The organism is Gordonia mangrovi (assembly GCF_024734075.1).
Taxonomy (GTDB): Bacteria; Actinomycetota; Actinomycetes; order Mycobacteriales; family Mycobacteriaceae; genus Gordonia; species Gordonia mangrovi.
Genome location: NZ_CP102850.1, coordinates 4,043,572 through 4,065,203, shown reverse-complemented (window position 1 = coordinate 4,065,203; position 21,632 = coordinate 4,043,572). Strand labels below are relative to the sequence as shown.

The following is a 21,632-nucleotide window of genomic DNA, read 5'->3' as shown; positions in this document are numbered from 1 at the left end:
TGTGGCGGGGACAGAACTCGGGTGTCGATCGTTGTTCCGGGTCGAGAACGACTCGGACATCACAACCAAGGTCCACCAGCAGCTCTACGCATGGTGCAAGAATCCACGCAAGAACTGGGATGCCGACAAGCTCAGTGGCCCCGGCGTTGCCGAGGTTGCACCAGGCGTAACAGCCTCACTCGTCCGAGATGACCGCCAGGACGGCAGCACAATCGAGCGGTGGCGCTTTCACCAAGACGAAGGCCACGGTGTGTGGATCACCCAGTTGACCACCTTGGTGGACCGCAACGACGACGGCTGGGTATGGACAGACGTTCTCAGACCTTCCGGTGCTGACGCGAGTGTTCCGCGGCTGGTGAGCAACATCCTCGAGGTCGCTGACGGTCTGGATGGCCGTCATCGTCTCACTGCTGAGCCCTTTCGCGCACACATCGATGATGTCGACTACCTGTACGACGCATTACTCGACCCGCAACGTCGTGGATACCTGTTTCTGGCCGGGGCAGACGACAACGTCACCGTCCCACTTCCGGAGTGGGCCGACTTCGTCGCCAAGTTGCTGTCGCGGACCCGCGGCATCGCGAGCGCGTATGCGCTCGATGCGGAGACGACGCTCGCGCTCAACTCACGCCTGCCAGAGTCTCATCGGCTTCGGCCATGGTCGATTCGGACATACCTGCCGCATCCGGAACTGAACGATCCGCGCGACTCCACTCGACACCGCATGCTGACGACAGCGCGCATCATCGATGACTCCCAGTACCGGTTGCGAGATCTGCTGGGCCGGTCAGCGTGCAGACATTCGACAACCTTTGCTCTGCCTTCGGAGCTCATCCGAATAGACCGCAGGCTGCGCGAATTGTTGGACGAGACCATCGTCGACCGAGTCGTGGTCACGACACAGGTCCCGCAGGCGTCCAGTGAAACGCCGCGAGAGGTTGCCGAGCCACCGCTCATCGACACTCCCCCGGTCGACACCGCAGGCCCTGCACCAGACCGCGCATCCAGCGGAATCCTCGACACCCTTCGCACAGTGGTGCGATCTGTTATCGGCACCGCAGAGGTGACCACAGAAGCTGTCAGCCGCCTCGGGCAGCTCGCCTCCGAGGCCCTTCGACAACAGGACAGCGTTCGCCTCGTTCGATCTCGTATTCAGACGATCGAGTCCGAGCGCAGTGCACTTGAAGACCAGAACACCGAACTGACACGCACCGTGGATGATGGCCTCATCGACCTCGCTGAAGCGCTCAGTGACCTCGACACGGCGAACCGCGAGCTCCGTCACCTTCGCGGCGAGCTCGCGCGCGTGGGGCGAGACCAGGCCGACTGGCAACCGCCCGAGAATTCACTCGACATGCCGCCGGGTAGCTTTCAGGAACTTCTTGAGCGTCTCGACGAGCTGGTCTTTGTCGAATTCACCGGTCAGGAGAAGTATGCGCTTGAGCTCGACGAAAAGAACCCTCTCGACTCGTGGGCCAGAAAGACATGGAATGCGCTGCGCGCCCTGAACGACTATTGCCGTGTGCGGACATCCTCCGAGTTCACGGGAAGCGTGGACGACTACATCATCCAGACGCCTCCAGGGTGCGTGTCGATCCCGCCGAACAGCCACGCCAGGGACGAGACGGGTGCCACCGAAAACCACAAGCAATACGGAAAGGCCAGGACCTTTCCCGTACCGGTGGCGGTCGACGCCGGCGGCACGCTCTTCATGGGTGCGCACGTTAAGATCGCCAAATTCGGGAGCATCAGCCCGCGGATGCACTACTACAACGACGCAACCGGCACCGGCAAGATCTACGTCGGTTACATCGGACCCCACCTACCCAACTTCCGAACCAACTGACAGCTGCCCTCGTCGCTGGTGCTCGGTCAACTCGGACACACCTGCGACGCTGGACCAATTCACGATGCGCCGCCCTCACCTACCGCTGCCGGTAGACATGGGCTCGATGATCCACCCGGATCACCAGAACCGTTGCATCATCGGGCAATTCATAGATCACCCGGTATGCGCCCCGACGAGCCGAGTAGAAGCCCAGCAAATTGCCGCCGAGCGGTTTGCCGACACGCCGCGGATTCTGCGCGAGTGGACCGTAGATGAAATCGATCACAGCGTGAACGTAACGTGGTGAGAGTCTGTCGAGCGATCGCACAGCGCTCGGCGCGAGCTGCACGCGGTACATCATCAGCGCGCGTATCGAGCACGAACCGCAGCTTCGTCGAGGGTCGACTCATCAGCAAGCGCCTCGCGCGCCTCACGGATATCGTCTGCCAGCCCGGGCCGACTCTGCCAGTAGAGGGTTTCCTGCACGGCGTCCCACTCGTCGGCGCTGACCAGGACGACCGCCGCTGATCCATTACGCGTCACGGTGACGTGTTCATGCGTACGCATCACCTCGTCCACCAGCTCACTGAGCTTGGCCTTGGCGACCGACAGCGGAAGAATACGCACGTCGCCCATCATAGACCTGTTAACAGACCAGTTATAGACCAGAATTCGAACCATCCGGAGCATCGCGCGCCGCACCCGTCCACCCCGGTCATGCGGCCAGCACGGACACCGACGTCATTCCGGGCAGTTCCGGCCAACCAGGCTTCACATACTCGTACTTGTTCTTCGGGATGGCGACCTGATTCAACCGGAGCCGGCTTCTTTCGACTGCTGTGCCGAGTCTGCAGCACCGTGATAACCGGCTCGATGTCATCGGCTTGCGTCACCTTCAGATCGCGCGTGAGCGGCACGACGACCCGCGCGGCATCGGCCAACGTCGATGACCGCCACGGACTCAGAAAGTCGACCCGTTCGGACGGGCGAATCCGGGTCAGGACGTGCAGGATCAATGCATCGGCCCGCAACTCGCCACGGTCGCAGGCTCCACCGTCCTCCTCGTCCGGTTCATCGTCGGCATATCCCCACCACAGCACACCGTCCACACCGACGTCGGTCACGTCGAGCCTGAACAGGTCGAAGGTCGCCCAGAGCCGGGGGACGTCCTGTGGTGCCCACTGCGGTGTTGGTGTCCGGTTACGTCCCATGAACCGGAAAGCTAGCCGTCATCGACACAGGCGCCGCGAAACGATCCACAGGCCGCCGAGGCATCCACAGCGTCCCCACAGCAACGCCCAAGATGGTCCCCAACCCGCGGCATCATCCTTGGATCATGAGGAAGAACACACGCAGTCCCCATGTCGCACTGGTCGTCGTCGACGACGATCCCGCCGTCAGAGACCATGCTCGCACCCTGTTCGCACACGACATCCCGTTCGGCGTGGTCAGCGGCCACTACTCGGCGGTGGTGCCGTTCATGCTCGGCAACAACGGCCACACGGTCGCGCTCGTGGCCGACGTCGACGACCCGGATCAGCTCGCCGAGGCGATCGTCGCGACCGAACGCCGCCTGGGTCCGGTGGGTGCGGTGATCCGCTACGCGTCGGATCTGCCCGGCGGTACCGCAGCAATTGACGGGGCCGGCTCGATCGACGGGGCCGGCAGGGGCGGCGCCGCGCCGGCCGCCTGACGCCACGGCAGGTAGATGATCACCATCGCGACCGCGATGACCGCGGCGATGGCGACGATGTCGAGGATGTAGTGGTTCGCGGTCCCCACCACGACGAAGAATGTGGTGAACGGGTACACCGCACCGAGGACCCGCACCCAGCTGCGCCGCGCGTAGAGCACGATCATCAGACCGGCCCAGATGGCCCACCCGCAGTGCAGCGATGGCATCGCCGCGAACTGATTGGTCATCGACTCCGGTCCGGGCGATCCCGACGTCTCCCACCATCCCCAGGTCGCCGTCTGGGCCATCACGTCGTGATAGCCGTCGTACATCCGCGGGGGCGCCGTCGGAATCAGGTAGAACCCGGCCAGTGCGATCAGCGTGGTCATGGCGAGGACCAGCGATGCTCTCCGGTAGCCGGGTCGATTCGTCCAGTACAGCCAGACCGCGACGCCGATGGTGACCCACCAGTGCAGCGTGTGATAGTGCAACGCACTGATGTCGGCGATCCACCGGTTCTCGTTGACCCACTGATTGATGGGTTGTTCGATGGCGATGTAGAGGCGCTCTTCGAGGTCCTCGATGGCGGTGCCGTTGGCGAAGGCGGGTGCGACGTCCTTGCCGCCGAGGTTCCGGACAAATGAGTACGTCTGGTAGATCACCCAGACCAGCGCGACCTCGATCCACCATCGTGGTTGCGCAAAAAAGCCCCGGGTCCGGGCCAGCGACGGATATATGCGAAACCACAGGCCGGCCGGTACCGACCGTTCTGTGGTCACGTCTTCCTGCGCCGTTGTGGTCATGGCCTCCCCATCGGTGAACGTTCGACCAACAGCGGTTGTTGCTAGCTACAACTAAGCAATACCTCAGAGTAAACCCTGAGAGATTAGCGTGACGGGCGACATCCGGACAGACAGCCGCCCGCGATCGGTACGGACGCCGATGTCCGCCCCGAATGGCCGAGCACCCACGACGTTCCGAGGTGCCGTGTATGAATGAATGCCATGGCGCGTAGCTACCCACTCGAGTCCATCGATCTCGACTTCTTCGACACCGCCCCCGTCACCTATCGCATCGACGTGCATCTGCCCGTCAGTCCTCAACGTGCCTGGGCCGAACTGACCCGGCAGCACACCCTGGATTGGTGCCGGGCGATCAAATCGATCGAGTTCGTCTCACCCCCGCCCTACGGCGTCGGCACCAAACGCAAGGCGTCCCTCGGGCCCGGATTCGCCGGACTGTCCGAACACTTCTTCGTGTGGGACGAGAACCCCGACACCGGTGAGTACCGCAACGCCTTCTACGCCGAGAACGCATCCACCCCCGGGCTCAAGCGGTTCGGCGAACTCACCGAGATCTCGCCGGCCGATGTCGGCTGCCACCTCGTCTGGTCCTTCGCACTGGAGCTGTCCAGTTCTGCGAAGGCGGTCACCGCGTTCTCCGGCCCCACCGCGGCCACCGTCTTCAAGACCGTCGAAACCGACACGATCCGCCACTTCGCAACCCTGTCTCCGCAGATCTGAAGTGCGCGGCGACGGTCGGTGTCACCCCCGCAGGAAACCCGCGCCGGCCAGTGCCCGTTTCACCTCACGCTGATGTTCGGGGCCGCGGGTCTCCACACTGACGGTCACTTGCACCTCGTCGAGGTAGAGGTCATCGGCGACGCGGGAGTGAACGACGTCGACGACGCTGGCACCGCGGTCGCGGAGCAGTTCGAGCAGGGCGATCAGACCACCGGGCCGATCCGACACCGTGGCCGTGACCGTGAGGAATCGTCCGGCAGCGGTCAGTCCGTGGGTGGTCACGTGGCTGAGCAGCAACGGGTCGATGTTGCCGCCCGAGACGACCACACACACCTTGCCCGACAGGTCGAGGGTCCCGGCGGCCAGTGCGGCGACGCCCGCGGCGCCGGCCGGTTCCACCACGAGTTTGGCGCGCTCGAGCATCAGCAGCAATGCGGTGCTGAGCGATTCCTCGCTGACGGTGACGATGGAGTCGACCAGTTGGGTGATGTGCTCGAACGGCACGTCGCCCGGTCGGGCCACCGCGATGCCGTCGGCCATGGTGTTCATCGCCGCCAACGCCAGTGGGTGGCCGGCGGCCAGCGACTGCGGCCATGCCGCCGCCTGCGCCGCCTGCACGCCGATGACGGTGGTCTCGGGGCGTCGCGCCTTGACCGCCGAGGCGATCCCCGCGAGCAGCCCGCCCCCTCCGGTCGGCACGACGATGGCATCCACGTCGGGCATCTGCTGCAAAATCTCGGCTCCGACGGTGGACTGACCGGCCACGATGTCACGGTGATCGAAGGGGTGGATCAAAATCGCACCGGTCTCGTCGGCGTACCGGCGGGCCGACTCGAGTGCCTCGTCGACGGTCGAACCCTCGAGGATGACCTCGGCTCCATAGGCCTTGGTCGCGGCGATTTTCGGCAGCGCGGCACCGGTCGGCATGTAGACGCGCGCACGGATACCGAGTTCGGCGGCCGACCAGGCCACCCCCTGTGCGTGATTGCCGGCGCTGGCCGCGACGACGCCGCGGGCGCGTTCCTCCGCCGACAATCGGGAGATCCTCAAGTAGGCCCCGCGTGGTTTGAACGACCCGGTGCGCTGGAGGTTCTCGCACTTGAGCCAGACGTCGCAGCCGATCCGTTCGGACAGCACCCGCGAGGCGACCAGCGGCGTGCGTCGCATCACCGTGGACAGCGCGCGCACCGCGTCGTCGACGTCGGCACCGGTCAACATGGCCGCGGCCCTCGCCTCACCCCAGCGCGTTCTCGAGGTCGCCGAGCAGGTCGGCGATGTCCTCGATACCGACCGACAGCCGCACCAGGTCGGCAGGCACCTCCAACAGCGAACCCGCGGTCGACGCATGCGTCATCGCTCCCGGGTGTTCGATGAGCGATTCGATCCCACCCAACGACTCGGCGAGGGTGAACACCTCGGTGCGTGCGCAGAACTCCTGCGCCGCAACCTGTCCGCCCGTCAGCCGGACCGAAACCATGCCGCCGAAACGCCGCATCTGTTTGGCGGCCACATCGTGTCCTGGATGCGTTGCGATACCCGGGTAGAGCACGCTGTCGATCTTCGGATGCGACGACAAGAAGTCGACGACTTTTTCGGCGTTGTCGCAGTGTCGGTCCATCCGAACCGCGAGCGTCTTGATGCCGCGCATGGTCAGGTAGGCGTCGAACGGCCCGGGCACCGCACCCGCACCGTTCTGCAGGAAGGCCACCGCCTCGTCGAGTTCCTCGCTGTTGGTGACCAACGCGCCGCCGACGACATCGGAGTGGCCACCGAGATACTTGGTGGTCGAATGCAGCACCACATCGGCACCCAGGGCGAGCGGCTGTTGCAGATACGGTGAGGCGAAGGTGTTGTCTACCACCAGTTTCGCGTCGGCCTCGTGCGCCACCGCGGCCAGCGCCTCGATGTCGCCGACATTGAGCAGCGGATTGGTGGGCGTCTCGATCCACACGAGTTTGGTCGCCGGGGTGATCGCCGCGCGCACCGCGTCGACGTCGGTGACCGGCGCCGCGGAGTAGGTGATGCCCCACTGGCTGAACACCTTGTCGATCAACCGGAAGGTGCCGCCGTAGGCGTCATTCGGGATGACCAGGTGATCACCGGGCCGCAGCGTGGCACGCAGCAGCGCGTCGGTCGCCGCCATACCGCTGGCGAAACCACGCCCGTAGGTGCCGCGTTCGAGGGCGGCGATGTTGGCTTCCAGCACCCGCCGCGTGGGATTGCCGGTCCGGGCGTACTCGAATCCGTCCCGCAACCCGCCGACCCCGTCCTGTGCGAACGTGGAACTGGCGTAGATCGGGACGTTGACCGCCCCGGTCTGCGGGTCCGGGTCGTACCCGGCGTGGATGGCCTGGGTGGAGAACCCCTGCCAGCGAGACGAATCCGCAGCGCTGCGCTGTTCACTCACTTCGATGCTCCTCGGGTCGCGTGCCGGCCGGCTCAGCCGACGGTGGGATGGCTGCTGACGAAGGCCAGCAGGTCGTGCCGGGTGATGACGCCGATCGGCTTGCCCTCTTCGACCACCATGAGCGCGTCGCTCTCCGACAGCGCCTTGGTGGCAGCTGACAGCGGTTCACCCGAACCGATCAGCGGGAACGGGTTGCCCATGTGCTCGGAGACCGGATCGGCAAGGTTGGCGCGGCCCTCGAAGACCGCGCTGAGCAGGTCGCGTTCGGTGACCGCGCCGGCCACCTCGCCCGCCATCACGGGTGGCTCGGCGCCGACGACGGGCATCTGGGAGACGCCGTACTCGCGCAGGATCTCGATGGCATCGCGCAGCGTCTCCTGCGGATGGGTGTGCACCAGGTCGGGCAGCGCGCCCGTCTTGCCCCGCAAGACGTCGCCGACCAGCGACTCCTTGGTCTTGCCGTCCAGCGGGGTACGCAGGAAGCCGTAGCTGCTCATCCACTCGTCGTTGAAGATCTTGCCGAGGTATCCACGGCCGCCGTCGGGCAGCAGCACCACGACGACCGCGTCCGGACCTTCGCGCTCGGCCACCTGCAGCGCCGCAACCACGGCCATGCCGCAGGAGCCGCCGACCAACAGGCCTTCCTCCCGGGCGAGGCGTCGGGTCATGTCGAACGAGTCGGCGTCGGAGACGGCGATGATCTCGTCGGGCACGGTCGGGTCATAGGCACTCGGCCAGAAGTCCTCGCCGACACCTTCGACGAGATACGGCCGACCGGTGCCCCCGGAGTAGACCGACCCCTCGGGGTCGACGCCGACGATCTGCACCGACCCGTCGGACACCTCTTTGAGGTAGCGGCCGGTGCCGGTGATGGTGCCGCCGGTGCCCACGCCGGCGACGAAGTGGGTCACCTTGCCCTCGGTGTCGGCCCAGATCTCCGGGCCGGTGGTCTCGTAGTGGCTCTGCGGTCCCGCGGGGTTCGAATACTGGTTGGGCTTCCAGGCGCCGTCGATCTCGCGGACCAGTCGGTCGGACACCGAGTAGTAGCTGTCGGGATGCTCGGGCGGCACGGCGGTCGGACACACCACCACCTCGGCGCCGTAGGCACGCAGTACGTTGCGCTTGTCCTCACCGACCTTGTCCGGGCACACGAACACGCACTTGTAGCCGCGTTGCTGAGCCACCAGGGCCAGACCGACGCCGGTGTTGCCCGAGGTCGGCTCGACGATGGTCCCGCCCGGCTCGAGTGCGCCGGACTGCTCGGCCGCGTCCACCATCCGCACGGCGATGCGGTCCTTGCTGCTGCCGCCTGGGTTGAGGTATTCGAGCTTGGCAGCAACCAGTCCCGATCCGGGTTTGGTCACCGAGTTGAGTTTGACCAGCGGGGTGTCGCCCACCAGATCCACGACGTGATCAGCGATACGCATGTGTCCATGGTCCCAGAGGCGTGGGAACGACTCGAACTCGGACTAAGCTGGCTGCCGTGTCGCGCAGGTGTCATCGGTCAGGCCGCCGGTCAACTGGCCGGCTCACCGGCAAGTCAGGTCAGTATGGACAGCAATCGAATCCTGCGTGATGTGGGCGCGACCGTGGCGGCGACCGCGGCCAGCGCCGGCGCCTCGTGGGCTGCCTACAACTACCTCAATGGTCAAGCAACCCATGCGCGTACGGTGATCCCGCACCGCACCGACGACGCACCCAACGGCGACGGTATCTACTTCCCCGACGGCACCGGCCCGCACCGGTACACACGCGGTACCGCGGTCGATGTGTTCCTCGTCGTCTTCGGGGACTCCACCGCCGCCGGGCTCGGCGCCGACGTCGCCGAGGAGACCCCGGGGGTGCAGGTGGCACGACGGGTCGCCGCCGAGACCGGCAAGATCGTCCGGTACGCGAACAAGGCGATCGTGGGGGCCACGTCCAAGGGGCTGGCGGCGCAGATCGACGCGATGTTCATCACGGGCGAGCGTCCCGATCTCGCGGTCGTCCTCGTCGGCGCCAACGACGTCACCGCCCGCAACGGCATCCGTACCTCGGCGCGCCGCCTCGGCGAGGCGGTGTCGCTCCTGGTGGCGCAGGAGGCGGAGGTCGTGGTGGGCACGTGTCCCGATCTGGGCGTCATCACCGCGATCCCGCAACCGTTGCGCACCGTGTTGCGCCGCTGGGGACTGTCGCTGGCCGCAGCCCAGCGGGGAGCCGTGCGCGCGGCGGGCGGGCGGGCGGTGCCGATGGCCGACCTGCTCGCCAGTGAGTTCCTGGCCAAACCCGAGCACATGTTCTCACCCGACCAGTACCACCCGTCGGCGGCCGGATACGCGCTGGCCGCCGACATCCTGCTGCCCGAGGTCCTCGCGGCCATCGACGAGTGGGGCCCGACCCCGCTACCACAGCCGCCCGAGGTGTCCGAGGCGGTGGAACAGAGACGGGTCGTCACCCGGATGCGGCGGCTGCTCGGCCGGACCCGGGACCAGGTCTCGGCCGGGGAGTAACGTGACGCACATGCCTGAAGCAGTCATCGTCGCCCACGCCCGCTCCCCCATCGGCCGCGCCGGAAAGGGTTCCCTCAAGGATGTCCGCCCGGACGAACTGTCCCGCCAGATGGTCGCCGCGGCCCTGGCCAAGGTGCCCGAGCTCGATCCGAAGGACATCGAGGACATCCACTGGGGCATCGGGCAGCCCGGCGGTCAGGGTGGCAACAACATCGCCCGCGTCATCGCCGTCGAACTGGGCTACGACCACATTCCTGGTGTGTCGGTGAATCGTTACTGCTCGTCGTCGCTGCAGACCACCCGGATGGCGCTGCACGCCATCAAGGCCGGCGAGGCCGACGTGCTGATCTCCGGTGGTGTGGAAAGCGTCTCGAGTTTCGGGGTCTCCGGCGGTGCCGACGGTGCGCCGAACTCCATGAACCCGGTCTTCGACGAGGCCATCGCGCGCACCGAGAAGGCCGCCGAGGGTGGTGCCGGCACCTGGCACGATCCGCGCCAGGACGGATTGATCCCGGACGTCTACATCGCGATGGGGCAGACCGCCGAGAACGTCGCCAGCTTCACCGGCATCTCCCGTGAGGACCAGGACCGCTGGGGCGTGCTGAGCCAGAACCGCGCCGAGGAGGCCATCAAGGCAGGCTTCTTCGAGCGGGAGATCGACCCGGTCACTCTGGTCGACGGTACGTCGGTGACCACCGACGACGGCCCGCGCGCGGGCACCACCTACGAGAAGGTGAGCCAGCTCAAGCCGGTGTTCCGTCCCGACGGCACCATCACCGCCGGCAACGCGTGCCCGCTCAACGACGGTGCGGCCGCACTGGTGATCATGAGTGACACCAAGGCCAATGAACTCGGCCTGACGCCGCTCGCGCGCGTGGTGGCGACCGCCGCCACCGGCCTCTCGCCGGAGATCATGGGTCTGGGTCCGATCGAGGCGATCCGCAAGGTGCTGCGCATCTCCGGGATGTCGATCTCCGACATCGACCTCGTCGAGATCAACGAGGCGTTCGCGGTGCAGGTACTCGGGTCGGCCGACGAACTCGGCATCGACCATGACAAGTTGAACGTGTCCGGTGGCGCGATCGCCCTGGGCCATCCGTTCGGTATGACCGGCGCCCGCATCACCACCACTCTGCTCAACAACCTGCAGACCCACGACAAGACCTTCGGCATCGAGTCGATGTGTGTGGGCGGCGGTCAGGGCATGGCGATGGTGCTCGAGCGGCTCAGCTGAGAAGTTCTTCCCCCCTGGAGTCGTCGACCCCTCCACGAGTGTGTGGAGACTCTGGCGATACCAGGGGGAGGACCCGCGGCGTGCCGGCAGGGTGTGAGTAGCCGGCACCGAACGCCGGTGGCCTCCGACGCGTCCGGGCCCCGCACCGGATACGGTGCGGGGCCCGGATGTCGAACCGGTCGGGGTCGACCTACTCGGAGTTGAAGTAGCTCAGCAGGCGCAGGATCTCGACGTAGAGCCACACCAGCGTGACGGTCAGGCCCAACGCGACACCCCATGCGGCGCGTTCCGGTGCGCCGGCACGGATGAGGCGGTCGGCGGCGTCGAAGTCGAGCAGGAAGCTGAAGGCCGCCAGCGCGATGCACACCAGCGAGAAGATGATCGCGAGCGGTCCGCCGTCGCGGAGGCCGAAGCCCTCACCGCCGTTGAAGAACCCGATCACCAGGTTGCCCAGCATCAAGACGATGACGCCGATCATGCCCGCGAACAGCATCCGGGTGAAGCGCGGTGTGACACGGATGGCACCGACCTTGTAGACCAGCAACATCCCGAAGAACACGCCGAACGTGCCGAGCACCGCCTGACCGATCAGAGCTCCGGCCGAGGTGTCGCCGGAGACCATCCAGTTCGCGAACACGAACGAGATGGAACCCACGAACAGTCCCTCGAGGGCGGCGTAGGCCAGGACGATCGCCGGGTTGTCCTGCTTGCGGCCGAAGGTCGCGACAAGGACCAAGGCCAGGCCGCCGAGCGCGCCGACCAGCATCAGCGGCGTGGCGAGCGCTTCGTTGGAGTCGACCAGGAAGTACGCGACGATCGCGGAGATCGTCAGCACTCCCAGTGTCATGGCGGTCTTGGTGACCACATCGTCGATGGTCAGCTGACGGCTGACCGATGGGGCCCGCTGCGTGTACGGGTCGGTCTGCTGCCCGTACTGATTCCACATGGCACCTTGCCCGGCGGCCGCCGCTCCGGCACCGAACCCGGCAGGGCCGGTCTGGTTATCGCGGACCACCCCGCGCATAACCGGATTGCTGCTCTCTCGCACCTACGTGCTCCTTCGTGCTTGATGGTCTGCGGTGACGTCTTGCAGTGACAACGTGTACAGCTGCCGTCGAGTTCCGACTTTACCTTCTCTTGACCCTGGTCGTCGGCACCGTCTCACCCACCGTCGCTTCCGTCCGGTGATCGATGTTGCGCATGCAGCCAAGTGCGGAGGTCATCACACTCGGTGTCCAGGCCGAGCATGCCCAACGTGGTCCGCCCCAGACACACCGCTCGCAACAGCGTCTCTGCCAATCGGAAGTCCTCACCCCAGGGCAGCTCCGGCTTGGCCAACATCAGTGATGCCACCCCGTGCGCCGCGGCCCAGAGCTCCAGGACCACCTCGCCGACATCGGATTCCGGGTAGAAGCCCTCGGCGGCGAGTTCGGCCACCGTCGTCGCGATCCGGGTGAAGGCCGACGCCGAGAGCACCTCGTCGACCTTCGACGGCCCGGGCGCCGACTGGCGGAAAGCGATCCGATAGAGGACCGGGGTCGAGGTGGCGAAGCGCACATAGGCAATCCCCATCTGCAACGCCCGTTCCAGCGGGTCGTCGACCCCGTCGGCGACCGCGGCGAACTCACCGTCGAGCTGCTCGAAATAGCGAGCACACACCGCGTCGAGCAGCGCGTCCTTGTCTTCGAAATGCAGGTAGATCGACGGCGGCGTCACTCCGACCCGGGACGCGACCGCGCGGATCGACACGGCGGTGTCGTCACCGTGCTCCAGCAAGAGCTCACTGGCCGCGGAGATGATCTCCTCGGCCAGCAGCTCACCCGATCCGCGGGGTGATCTGCTCCTCTTCGGAATGCTCTGCACTGTTCTCCTGTGTCGATGGTCGGCGCGCGGCGAGCGCATCCGGCGCGGGTCCTTCCGACAGGCCGATCCTGTCGTGCAGCTGTCGCAGCGGTCGCGGCGCCCACCAGTTCGCACGGCCGGCCAGACGCATGAATGCGGGCACCAGCAGCATGCGGATGATGGTGGCGTCCATCAGCACCGCGAGCGTCAAGCCCACACCGAACATACGCATGAACGACACCTCGGAGGCCGCGATCCCAGCGAAGACGATGCTCATCAGCAGGGCGGCAGCGGTCACCACCCGCCCGGTGCGGGCGATACCCACCGCCACCGCATGATCGCTGGCGGCGCGAGACCGGTCCGAGGTGAGCCACTCCTCACGAATCCGGCCGAGCAGGAACACCTCGTAGTCCATCGACAGACCGAAGGCGATGCAGAACATCAGCACCGGCATCGTCGCCACCAGATATCCGGTCGCGGTGGTACCCAGCCCGCCGGCATGACCTTCCTGGAAGAACCAGACCATCGCGCCGAACGTCGCCGACAGCGACAAGATGTTGAGGACCAGGGCCTTCAACGGCAGCACGACACTGCCGGTGAACAGGAACAACAGCACGAAGGTCGCCACCGCGATGGAACCGAGGACCCACGGCAGGTGCGCGTAGATCGAGTCGACGGTGTCGGCGTTGGTCGCCGCGAGACCGGTGAAGAGCACGTCGACCCCATCCGGAGGCTCGACCGCGCGCAGGGCGTCGAGTTGTTCCTGCCCGTCGTCGCGCATGGGTTCGACGCTCGATCCGACCGACACGATGGCCACGTCACCGCGTTGGTCGCCGCTCGAGCCAGGTCCCACGACATCGCCGTCGACGAAGGTGCCCGTCGGCGTCGAGACGGAGTCGACCCCGTCGACGCGGGAGAGTTCGCCCGCGTATCCCGACAACGAGTGCGGGTCGCCGACGCCGGTGGCCACGATCGTCACCGTGGAGGCCAGATCCTGGGCGAAGTCGTCACGGATCTCCTGCGCGATGGTGTGCGCCGACGCCGACTCGGGCAACACCCGGTCGTCGGGGAAACCGAACCGGATGCCCAGGAACGGGGCCCCGAGGACGAGCAGAATCGCAGTCACCGTCAACGCCACCGGCAGTGCGTGGCGCAGCACGAACTGCACCATCCGGTACCAGCGGGTCTGCTCTATCGGCAGCGGCCGAGGCGTCGGACGGCGGAACAACCGCCGGATCGGCCGACGCACATCGAGGGCATCCACCCGATCCCCCAGCACCATCAACAATGCAGGGGTCAGGATGAGCGCCGCGCATGCTGCGACCGCCACCACCCCGACACCGGCATAGGCGAACGAGCGCAGGAAGTACATGGGGAAGATCGCCAGCGCGGCGAGCGACAGCGCGACGGTCACCGCGGAGAACGCCACAGTCCGTCCGGCAGTTGCCATCGTCGTCACGATCGCGGCGCGACGCTGCGAACCCCGAGTCACCTCCTCGCGATATCGGGTCACGATGAGCAGTGTGTAGTCGATGGCCAGGGCCAGACCGAGGGCTGTGGTGAGGTTGAGCGCGAAGATCGACACGTCGGTGAACTCGGCGATGACCCGCAGCATCGCGAACGTCCCGACGATCGCCACGATGCCGATGATCACCGGCAACGCCGCCGCGACCAGACCACCGAACACCACGATCAGCACCAGGAAGCTGATCGGGATGGCGATACCTTCGGCCACCGCCAGGTCCTTCGTCGTCTGTTCGTTGACCTGGTTGAACACCAACCCCTGCCCGCCCACGCGGAGGGAGATGCCGTCCCGCTCGCCGGTGAACTGCTCTTCTATCTCACTGGCGTATTGGGGCGCGTCCTCCTCACCACCCTCCAGCGTGACGATCACGAGCGCCGACGACGAGTCCTCACTGACCAGCGACGGCGCCAGTTCGGGGTTGTCCCAGACCGACAGGATCGGTCGCTGGACGTGGCTGTTGGTGCCGAGTTCGGCAACGATCGAGTTGCCCACTTCGCGCGCTGCCGGGTCGGTGGCCATGTTCGTACCCGGCGGGCCATCGAGTTTCACGACGACCTGCATGCCACCGCGGCCGAAGGTGTCCACCAGGATCTCGTCGGCGCGGGCCGAGGCCGACTGGGGATCGCTGTAGCCCCCGGACAGCAGGTGCTGGGCGGCGGTCGCCCCGTAGAGCCCCGCGAGCACGAGCAGCAGTACCGCCCCGGCGAGCACTGCTCGCGGGGCGCGCAGGACAAGCGCGGTCGTCTTCGCCAACATCACTACCCCCGAACCTTGGTTACCGTCGTTAAGTTATCAGCATTAACCGATCAGGGTCAATCGTTCCATCGGACGAAATCGAGGCCGGTAGGCGAATCCAGCCGACTCGCCCCACCGTCCGATTGGAACGTGTTCTAATTCACTCCTCCCCCCAATCGTCGGATGGATGCCCCCGATGCCGGAAACCGAGTCGACTCGCGACAGCGAGGTCGCGCGTCCCACCGCCTCACGCCGTGACCCGAAATGGTTGCGCACGCGCCTGGCCGAATGGCTTCCGCAGGCGGTCGGAGGTCCGGCGACCGTACGTCACCTCGAGGTCCCGTCCGCCAACGGCATGTCGAGCGAGACGCTTGTGCTCGATGCCGACTGGGATGGCGACGTACATCAGCTCGTCGTGCGCGTGGCCCCGCTGCCGGAGAGCGACCCGGTGTTCCCGGCCTATGACCTCGACCGGCAGTTCCGAATCATCGAGCACCTGAGCGCCACCACCGACACGGCGCTACCTCAGCTGTACTGGTCCGAACCCGACCCCGCCGCGTTGGGCGCACCGTTCTTCGTCATGGGTCGCGTCGAAGGCCTCGTGCCACCCGACGTGATGCCCTACACCTTCGGGTCGTGGCTCACCGAGGCCGATGATGCACAGCGCGCGCTACTGACCGGGAAGACGCTCGAGACGCTGGCCATGATCCACGCCGCCGACGTGCCCGACAATGTACTCGACCCACCCTCCCCCGGTGAGACGCCGTTGCAGGCGCATGTCCGCCGACTGCGGGATTTCTACCGATGGACCTCGGCCGGACGCCCGGGTTCGCCGCTGATCGAGCGTGGTTTCCGCTGGGTGGCAGAGCATCTGCCCGACGAGTCCACTCCGGTGTTGACGTGGGGCGATGCCCGGATCGGCAACATCATCTACCGCGACTTCGTGCCGGTCGCGGTGCTCGACTGGGAGATGGCCGCCTATGGACCGCGCGAGCTCGACGTCGCGTGGTTGATCTTCTTACACCGCTTTTTTCAGGACCTCACCGAGATGGCCGGCCTGCCGGGGCTGCCGACCTTCCTCCGCCGCGACGACGTAGTGCGTACGTATGAACGGATCAGCGGCCACGAACTTCGCGATCTGGACTTCTATCTCACCTACGCCGCCCTCATCCACGCGGTCGTCATGTTCCGCATCCAGTGCCGCGCCATCCATTTCGGCCAGGCCGAACAACCCGCGTACACCGACGACATGATCATGCACCGCGCCACTCTCGAATCGATGCTGGCCGGAACCTACTGGGAGCACATCCGATGACTCTGTCGCCGATGGCCGACCACCCCATCCACCAGATCGCCGAGGTCATCGGAACACGTGGAGGCCTCCGACCGAAACTGCTACAACCGGTGCTACTTCAACTGTCATGGGCCGGAATCTGATTCGCCATAGCCCAGCATCGGCCTGGGGGTCTACCCCAACCTCGGGGTGGCGAACTGCTTCGCGGCGGTCTGTTCGAATTCGCGGCGATCGGCCCGCACGAGCAGTACGGGTTCGCCGAGTACACCGAAACGGCATAGGTCGGCGACCGAGCGCGAGCGGGCCCGTGCCATGCTGGTTGTCGATCACGCCCCTATAGCCCAATTGGCAGAGGCAGCGGACTTAAAATCCGCCCAGTGTCGGTTCGAGTCCGACTGGGGGCACGGGTGAGCGACACCTCAGGGCTTCGAACCATCCTCGGGGACCTCCTCGGCATCCTGGCCGGACACGCCGTAGAACGACGCCTCCGCCAGCTGCGGCGCAGCGCCCTCACCCGGTTCGGTCTTCTGGATGGCGATGCCGAAGGCCGCGTAGATGAACGAGATCAGCGGGTTGATCCAGTTGAAGAACGCGAACGGCAGGTAGGCGATCGTCGTCACGTTCAGGACCCCAGAGGCGTAGGCGCCGCAGGAGTTCCACGGAACCAGCACAGAGGTGACCGTCGCGGTGTCCTCCATCTGCCGGGACAGTGTCTGCGGTGCGATGCCCCGCTTGCGGAACTCCTCCTTGAACACGTTCCCGGTCAGCACCAGGGCCAGGTACTGGTCACCGGCGACCACGTTGAGTCCGATCGCGGTACTGCCGGTCGAGGCCATCGCGCCCCGCGGGCTCTTGGTGCGCTTGCGCAACGGTTCGATCAGTTTGCCCAGGAACCCGGTGTGGTTCATGATTCCGCCGAACGCGAGCGCCGTGATGATCAACCAGACGGTGTTCAGCATGCTCTCCATGCCACCGCCGCTGAGCAGGTCGTCCACGGCCTCCACGCCGGTGTCGGCGACGTAGCCGGTCGCCATCGCGTCCCAGACACCCTTGAGCATCACCAACGGTGTGCCCAGCGAGTCGTCGTCGACGAAGGCGCGGACCACATCGGGCTGCAGGATGATCGCCAGCAGCCCACCGGCCAGTGCCCCGCCGAGGATCGCGAACATCGGCGGAATCTTGCGCAGCGCCAGGACGACCACCACGAGCAGCGGGATGAGGGTCGCGACGTTGATGTTGAACAGGGCCTCGATGTCGTTGAGTTCCTCCGGGGTGTCGATCCCCCCGGCGGGATTGGCCCGGAACCCCAGGATCAGATAGATGCCCAGGGTGATCAGGATGGATGGGACGGTGGTGGCCATCATCGACCGGATATGTTTGAACAGATCGGCCCCGGCGATGCCCGCGGCCAGGTTCGTCGTCTCCGACAGCGGCGACATCTTGTCGCCGAAGTACGCGCCGGAGATGACCGCTCCGGCAGCCATGGCCGTGCTCAGACCAAGCCCTTCGGCCACCGCGACCAGTGCCACCCCGATCGTGCCCATCACCGTCCATGAGCTGCCGACCGACACCGCGATGACCGCGCACAGGATGGTGGCGGCGACGTAGAAGAAATCCGGGTTCAGGACCCGAATCCCCCAGTCGGCCAACGTGGCGATGGTCCCGGACATGTTCCATGTGCCGATCAGCGCGCCCACCGAGAAGAGGATGAAGATCGCGCCCATCGCGGAAGCGACGCTGTCGACCGCGGCCTTGGTCAGGTCGGAGATGGTGTGCCCGTTGAAGTAGCCGACCTGGGCGGCCAGGGCGGCGGACAGGAGCAGCGCGACCTGCACCGGGCCGTAGACGGCGTCCTCGCCGTACAGCGTGATGGCCAGTGCCAGCGCCACGACGAGGAACACCAAGGGGATCAGTGCCTGCCAGAACCTTGGTGGCCGCAGTACGCGTTCCCGTCGCTCGGAGTTCTCGTCGGCCATGTCCGATCGCTCCCATTCGCATGGTGGCAGACGGAACGAAACGCAAGGCCCGTACTGCGACGTGACGTTGCCCTCGGACCCGACGCGCAAGGGTCACGGGGCGTGTACCAGCACTTACGCTAATCCACTCAGCTGGATTCGGCTGGGTTTCCTCCCGGCCGATTCGAGTCCGACCGGGGGTTCCGGTGGCTGGGCATCTACTCGCAGCGTCGGCCGACCGGCATACGAAGGTCCACCCACAGCGGTCGGCGCGACAATGGGGAATTCGACCGATGACGGCTCGTCGAACGGCTCATACCGTCGATATATGACCAGCTCAACGCCACACGACCGCCACTCCACCATCGCCGTCGGCGAGTTCCTCGACGCCCAGCAACGGCTGCTCGACCGCTTCGGGGTACGGGCGCAGTCGCGGTTCATCGACATACCGGCCATCAGCGGTCGGGCACACGTCCTGGTCGCCGGCCACGGCCCACCACTGATCATGGTGATCGGCGGTCTGATCCCCGCTGCCTTCTGGGTGCCCTTGATGCCAGAGCTCCGGGGCCACACCCTCTATGCCGTTGATCTGCCGGGCTTCGGTCTGACTGATCCCGTGGACTACCCACACCAGCCGCTGCGCCCGCTGGTCGTCGGGTTCCTGGCGCAACTTCTCGACGGCATCGGGTGCCGAAACGCCCAGTTCGTGACCCAGTCACAGGGGTCGCTCTGGTCGACCTGGCTCTCGCTGGATCACCCCGGGACTGTGGTCGCGCAGGTCATGGTGGGATGTCCGGCACACATACTCGGCACTACCGCGCCCGCACCGATGCGCCTGATGTCGGTGCCCGGGATCGGGCGGGCGATGCTGAGGATGCAGCCACCGTCGGCCCGCCAGGCCGGCCGGGTGTTCGCGTCGGTCCACGAGGATGTGTCCGGGCTCGACGAGATCCGCGATGTCCTGGTTACCTGCGAGCGCCTGCCCGCCTACGCCGACAGCTTCCTCGGACTGATGCGTGCGGTGATGCGGCTGGGCCGGGTGCGCCCCGAGATCAGTCTGACCGAACCACAACTGGCACAGGTGGATCATCCCGTGCTGATGATCTGGGGCGACAACGATCCGTTTGGCTCGCCGGAGGTGGCTCGCCGAGCGGCCACGTACCTGACCGATGCGCAGCTGCATCTGGTGCCCAGCGGTCACGCCCCGTGGTTCCGCAACGCTGAGTTGGTGGGTGACCTCGTCACACGATTCGTGGGCGAACGTGGCGAACGAAACTCGTCGACACTCTAGCCGGCTCCCTAAGACTTCTGCGGCACAACATACTTCGAGGGACGCTTGTCGGCGCCGACCGGTATCCTGAATTCGTTGCTTTTCCAGCCTGATTCACACCGATGGCCACCGACGATTGCGGCGTTGTCAGACCTGAAGTTGTCCATGGGGATGGCTACCCTGTCGACATGCTCCGAACGTGCTCGCGAATGCCGTTGGCGCCGATCTGATCTTGTCAGACCCCGTCGATACTCTGAATGTGTCCGATCTGCCCGCCACGGTTTCTCCGCCTGACCACAGCCGACGATTCTTGTCGTACCCACCCGTTAGCCTGACCGTAGTTCCTGTTTCCCACCCGCATGCCTGCGCCGAGAGGTCGTTTCGTGTTCTCCTTCACCGATCATGACGCCGACGACACGGTGTTGTCGGCGCCGCTCGACGGTGTCGCCGAGGAGATGGCCTACACCGACGGCGTGCGCGACATGCTGCGCCTGAGCCGCCAGTCCGAGGCACGAGCCGTGCTCGGCGCCGGCATGATCGGCGACCGCGCCTACAACGACCGCATGAACGGCCAAGGCCCGCACGCCACCTCCCGCTCCCACACCAAGGCCCACAAATACGCCATCGGCGAGATCTCCCTGCAACTGGGTATCACCCGCGGCAAAGCCGGCGAATGGTCCTCGCTCGCGCAGATGCTGGCGCACCTGCCCAAGATCCGGTTGGCCTACCTCGCCGGGGACTTCAGCACCCACCGCGTCACCGAGCTGGCCAAGAGCTCCCAAATCGCGCCCACAGGCAATCTGCGCGAACGCATCAACGAGATCATCGACGCAGCGCTCGGCCCCCGACCCAACCTCGGCACCGACGACCACCCGGACTCCCCGGACGACCCAGTCGCAGACGAGGCACTCGAGGACCCGGCCCAGGCGCCCATCGATTTCGAGGACATCGCGCTGGAACTGGCCTACCGGCCCACCCCCGACACCGTGCTACGCGACGAACTCGACAGCGCACTGATCAGCCTGGACCCCGACGCCCACGCCCAAGCCCGCGAGGACGTGGCTCGAGCCTTCCAGAACGTCACCTTCGCCAAAGAAGCCTTCGGCCACATGGAGATGTCGGCCTGCCTGAGCGCCGAACACGCCATCCACCTACAACACCGCATCGCCGACCTCCTCGACGAACGCGTCTGCCGCCGCGACCCCCGCCGCGTCGGACACCGCCGCGCCATCGCCCTCGCCGAAATCCACGGCGTCCCCGACGTGCGCCTGCAATGCGAATGCGGTTACGACACCTGCACCGCCCGCACCCGCACGACCACGCAAACCGAACCCGTCGACCAAGACATCCCCGAGACCCACCGGCGGCCTGCCGAACCCGTCACAGAGACCGGGGGATACACCCGCCCCGCCGAGCCCACCGAGCCCACCGAACCGGCTGCTGCACACTCGGATACGGCAGACTCCTCCCCCGACCAGACGCCTGCGGACGAGTCCGGCGACGATGGCGAATCGACACCACCACCGCGGACCGCACGTTGCGACGCACCCCCACCCCACGACAGCCCTTCGTCACCCGCCCACCCTTCGTCACACGCCTGCGCCGGCAACGCCGGGTCGGCACACGGCCCCGCCAACGTGAGCCGGCTCGAACACCTCGTCGTCGGCGAACGCACGGAGGGTGGTGAAAGCCCAGTCGACGTGAGGCGGGTGCGCGGCGTCGGACCGGCACCTGCGGTTGTCGCACCCGCACCCACGGTGCGCGAGACCCTCTGCGCAGCGACCCCGCGGGTACACCGGATCTTCCGCTACCGCGACTATCGCTGCCGACACCCGTAGTGGCGCTGCGCGGCGCC

General features: G+C 66.3%; 20 protein-coding genes, 1 tRNA gene and 1 pseudogene. 10 read left to right on the top strand and 12 right to left on the bottom strand.

What is annotated here, in order from left to right; genetic code table 11:
* Position 1: 1 nt before the first annotated feature.
* Positions 2–1,846: an intermediate filament family protein gene (locus NWF22_RS18505; RefSeq protein WP_160903142.1), complete on the top strand. Its 1,845-nt coding sequence runs from the start codon at positions 2–4 to the stop codon at positions 1,844–1,846.
* A gap of 79 nt (positions 1,847–1,925) precedes the next feature.
* Here the strand turns inward: NWF22_RS18505 and NWF22_RS18500 are convergent, their stop codons facing one another.
* From NWF22_RS18500 to NWF22_RS18490, 3 genes are read right to left on the bottom strand one after another with little or no spacing between them, the layout of a single operon-like run.
* Positions 1,926–2,186: a type II toxin-antitoxin system RelE family toxin gene (locus NWF22_RS18500; protein WP_309249719.1), complete on the bottom strand. Its 261-nt coding sequence runs from the start codon at positions 2,184–2,186 to the stop codon at positions 1,926–1,928.
* Between the two features lie 2 nt (positions 2,187–2,188).
* Entirely contained in the window at positions 2,189–2,455 is a 267-nt protein-coding gene (locus tag NWF22_RS18495) for a type II toxin-antitoxin system Phd/YefM family antitoxin (protein WP_160903140.1), read from the bottom strand.
* Positions 2,456–2,463: 8 nt separating this feature from the next.
* The gene (locus NWF22_RS18490; RefSeq protein WP_160903139.1) at positions 2,464–3,039 is read right to left on the bottom strand and encodes a hypothetical protein; all 576 of its coding nucleotides are present in this window, start codon (positions 3,037–3,039) and stop codon (positions 2,464–2,466) included.
* Between the two features lie 125 nt (positions 3,040–3,164).
* On the opposite strand from NWF22_RS18490, the gene NWF22_RS18485 reads away from it, so the two are divergent.
* Entirely contained in the window at positions 3,165–3,521 is a 357-nt protein-coding gene (locus tag NWF22_RS18485; protein WP_160903138.1) for a hypothetical protein, read from the top strand.
* On the opposite strand, the gene NWF22_RS18480 is transcribed toward NWF22_RS18485, so the two are convergent.
* Positions 3,428–4,306 (bottom strand): phosphatase PAP2 family protein, encoded by an 879-nt coding sequence (locus tag NWF22_RS18480; RefSeq protein WP_160903137.1) that lies wholly within the window; start codon positions 4,304–4,306, stop codon positions 3,428–3,430. The two genes, NWF22_RS18485 and NWF22_RS18480, sit on opposite strands and share 94 nt — an antisense overlap.
* Positions 4,307–4,507: 201 nt before the next feature.
* On the opposite strand from NWF22_RS18480, the gene NWF22_RS18475 reads away from it, so the two are divergent.
* Entirely contained in the window at positions 4,508–5,026 is a 519-nt protein-coding gene (locus tag NWF22_RS18475; RefSeq protein ID WP_160903387.1) for an SRPBCC family protein, read from the top strand.
* 21 nt (positions 5,027–5,047) lie between these two features.
* Here NWF22_RS18475 and ilvA read toward each other — a convergent pair whose 3' ends face one another.
* From ilvA to NWF22_RS18460, 3 genes are read right to left on the bottom strand one after another with little or no spacing between them, the layout of a single operon-like run.
* Positions 5,048–6,244 carry a threonine ammonia-lyase gene (gene ilvA, locus NWF22_RS18470; protein ID WP_160903136.1) on the bottom strand — a complete coding sequence of 399 codons (1,197 nt, stop codon included), beginning with the start codon at positions 6,242–6,244 and terminating at the stop codon, positions 5,048–5,050.
* Positions 6,245–6,260: 16 nt separating this feature from the next.
* Positions 6,261–7,433 (bottom strand): cystathionine gamma-synthase, encoded by a 1,173-nt coding sequence (locus tag NWF22_RS18465; protein WP_160903135.1) that lies wholly within the window; start codon positions 7,431–7,433, stop codon positions 6,261–6,263.
* A gap of 32 nt (positions 7,434–7,465) precedes the next feature.
* Positions 7,466–8,860 carry a cystathionine beta-synthase gene (locus tag NWF22_RS18460; RefSeq protein WP_160903134.1) on the bottom strand — a complete coding sequence of 465 codons (1,395 nt, stop codon included), beginning with the start codon at positions 8,858–8,860 and terminating at the stop codon, positions 7,466–7,468.
* A gap of 123 nt (positions 8,861–8,983) precedes the next feature.
* On the opposite strand from NWF22_RS18460, the gene NWF22_RS18455 reads away from it, so the two are divergent.
* Together NWF22_RS18455 and NWF22_RS18450 are read left to right on the top strand one after the other, a co-directional pair.
* Positions 8,984–9,922, top strand: a complete 939-nt coding sequence (locus NWF22_RS18455; protein WP_202398829.1) for an SGNH/GDSL hydrolase family protein — start codon at positions 8,984–8,986, stop codon at positions 9,920–9,922.
* A 10-nt stretch (positions 9,923–9,932) separates the two neighbouring features.
* Positions 9,933–11,156: an acetyl-CoA C-acetyltransferase gene (locus tag NWF22_RS18450; protein ID WP_160903133.1), complete on the top strand. Its 1,224-nt coding sequence runs from the start codon at positions 9,933–9,935 to the stop codon at positions 11,154–11,156.
* Between the two features lie 190 nt (positions 11,157–11,346).
* Here the strand turns inward: NWF22_RS18450 and NWF22_RS18445 are convergent, their stop codons facing one another.
* From NWF22_RS18445 to NWF22_RS18435, 3 genes are all read right to left on the bottom strand, one after another.
* Entirely contained in the window at positions 11,347–12,204 is an 858-nt protein-coding gene (locus tag NWF22_RS18445) for a Bax inhibitor-1/YccA family protein (RefSeq protein WP_160903132.1), read from the bottom strand.
* Positions 12,205–12,317: 113 nt separating this feature from the next.
* Positions 12,318–13,019 carry a TetR/AcrR family transcriptional regulator gene (locus tag NWF22_RS18440; protein ID WP_373691940.1) on the bottom strand — a complete coding sequence of 234 codons (702 nt, stop codon included), beginning with the start codon at positions 13,017–13,019 and terminating at the stop codon, positions 12,318–12,320.
* Positions 12,973–15,279, bottom strand: coding sequence for an MMPL family transporter (locus tag NWF22_RS18435; protein ID WP_160903130.1), 2,307 nt, complete (start codon positions 15,277–15,279; stop codon positions 12,973–12,975). The genes NWF22_RS18440 and NWF22_RS18435 overlap by 47 nt, the downstream gene beginning before the upstream one ends.
* Before the next feature lie 175 nt (positions 15,280–15,454).
* On the opposite strand from NWF22_RS18435, the gene NWF22_RS18430 reads away from it, so the two are divergent.
* Together NWF22_RS18430 and NWF22_RS18425 are read left to right on the top strand one after the other, a co-directional pair.
* Positions 15,455–16,573, top strand: a complete 1,119-nt coding sequence (locus tag NWF22_RS18430; RefSeq protein ID WP_160903129.1) for a phosphotransferase family protein — start codon at positions 15,455–15,457, stop codon at positions 16,571–16,573.
* A pseudogene (locus NWF22_RS18425) lies at positions 16,570–16,765 on the top strand (Rv3169 family protein); the annotation flags it as partial. The gene NWF22_RS18430 and the pseudogene NWF22_RS18425, both read left to right, overlap by 4 nt.
* Here NWF22_RS18425 and NWF22_RS18420 read toward each other — a convergent pair.
* On the bottom strand, positions 16,726–16,866 hold the full coding sequence (locus NWF22_RS18420) for a hypothetical protein (RefSeq protein WP_160903128.1): 141 nt from the start codon (positions 16,864–16,866) through the stop codon (positions 16,726–16,728). The pseudogene NWF22_RS18425 and the gene NWF22_RS18420 sit on opposite strands and share 40 nt — an antisense overlap.
* Before the next feature lie 16 nt (positions 16,867–16,882).
* On the opposite strand from NWF22_RS18420, the gene NWF22_RS18415 reads away from it, so the two are divergent.
* Positions 16,883–16,956: transfer RNA gene (locus NWF22_RS18415), tRNA-Leu, on the top strand.
* A gap of 15 nt (positions 16,957–16,971) precedes the next feature.
* Here NWF22_RS18415 and nhaC read toward each other — a convergent pair.
* Positions 16,972–18,528, bottom strand: a complete 1,557-nt coding sequence (gene nhaC / locus NWF22_RS18410; RefSeq protein ID WP_160903127.1) for a Na+/H+ antiporter NhaC — start codon at positions 18,526–18,528, stop codon at positions 16,972–16,974.
* A 307-nt stretch (positions 18,529–18,835) separates the two neighbouring features.
* Here nhaC and NWF22_RS18405 point away from each other — a divergent pair, with 307 nt between their 5' ends.
* On the top strand, positions 18,836–19,798 hold the full coding sequence (locus tag NWF22_RS18405; protein ID WP_160903126.1) for an alpha/beta fold hydrolase: 963 nt from the start codon (positions 18,836–18,838) through the stop codon (positions 19,796–19,798).
* Between the two features lie 362 nt (positions 19,799–20,160).
* The gene (locus NWF22_RS18400; protein WP_160903125.1) at positions 20,161–21,615 is read left to right on the top strand and encodes a hypothetical protein; all 1,455 of its coding nucleotides are present in this window, start codon (positions 20,161–20,163) and stop codon (positions 21,613–21,615) included.
* The last annotated feature ends 17 nt before the right edge of the window (positions 21,616–21,632 follow it).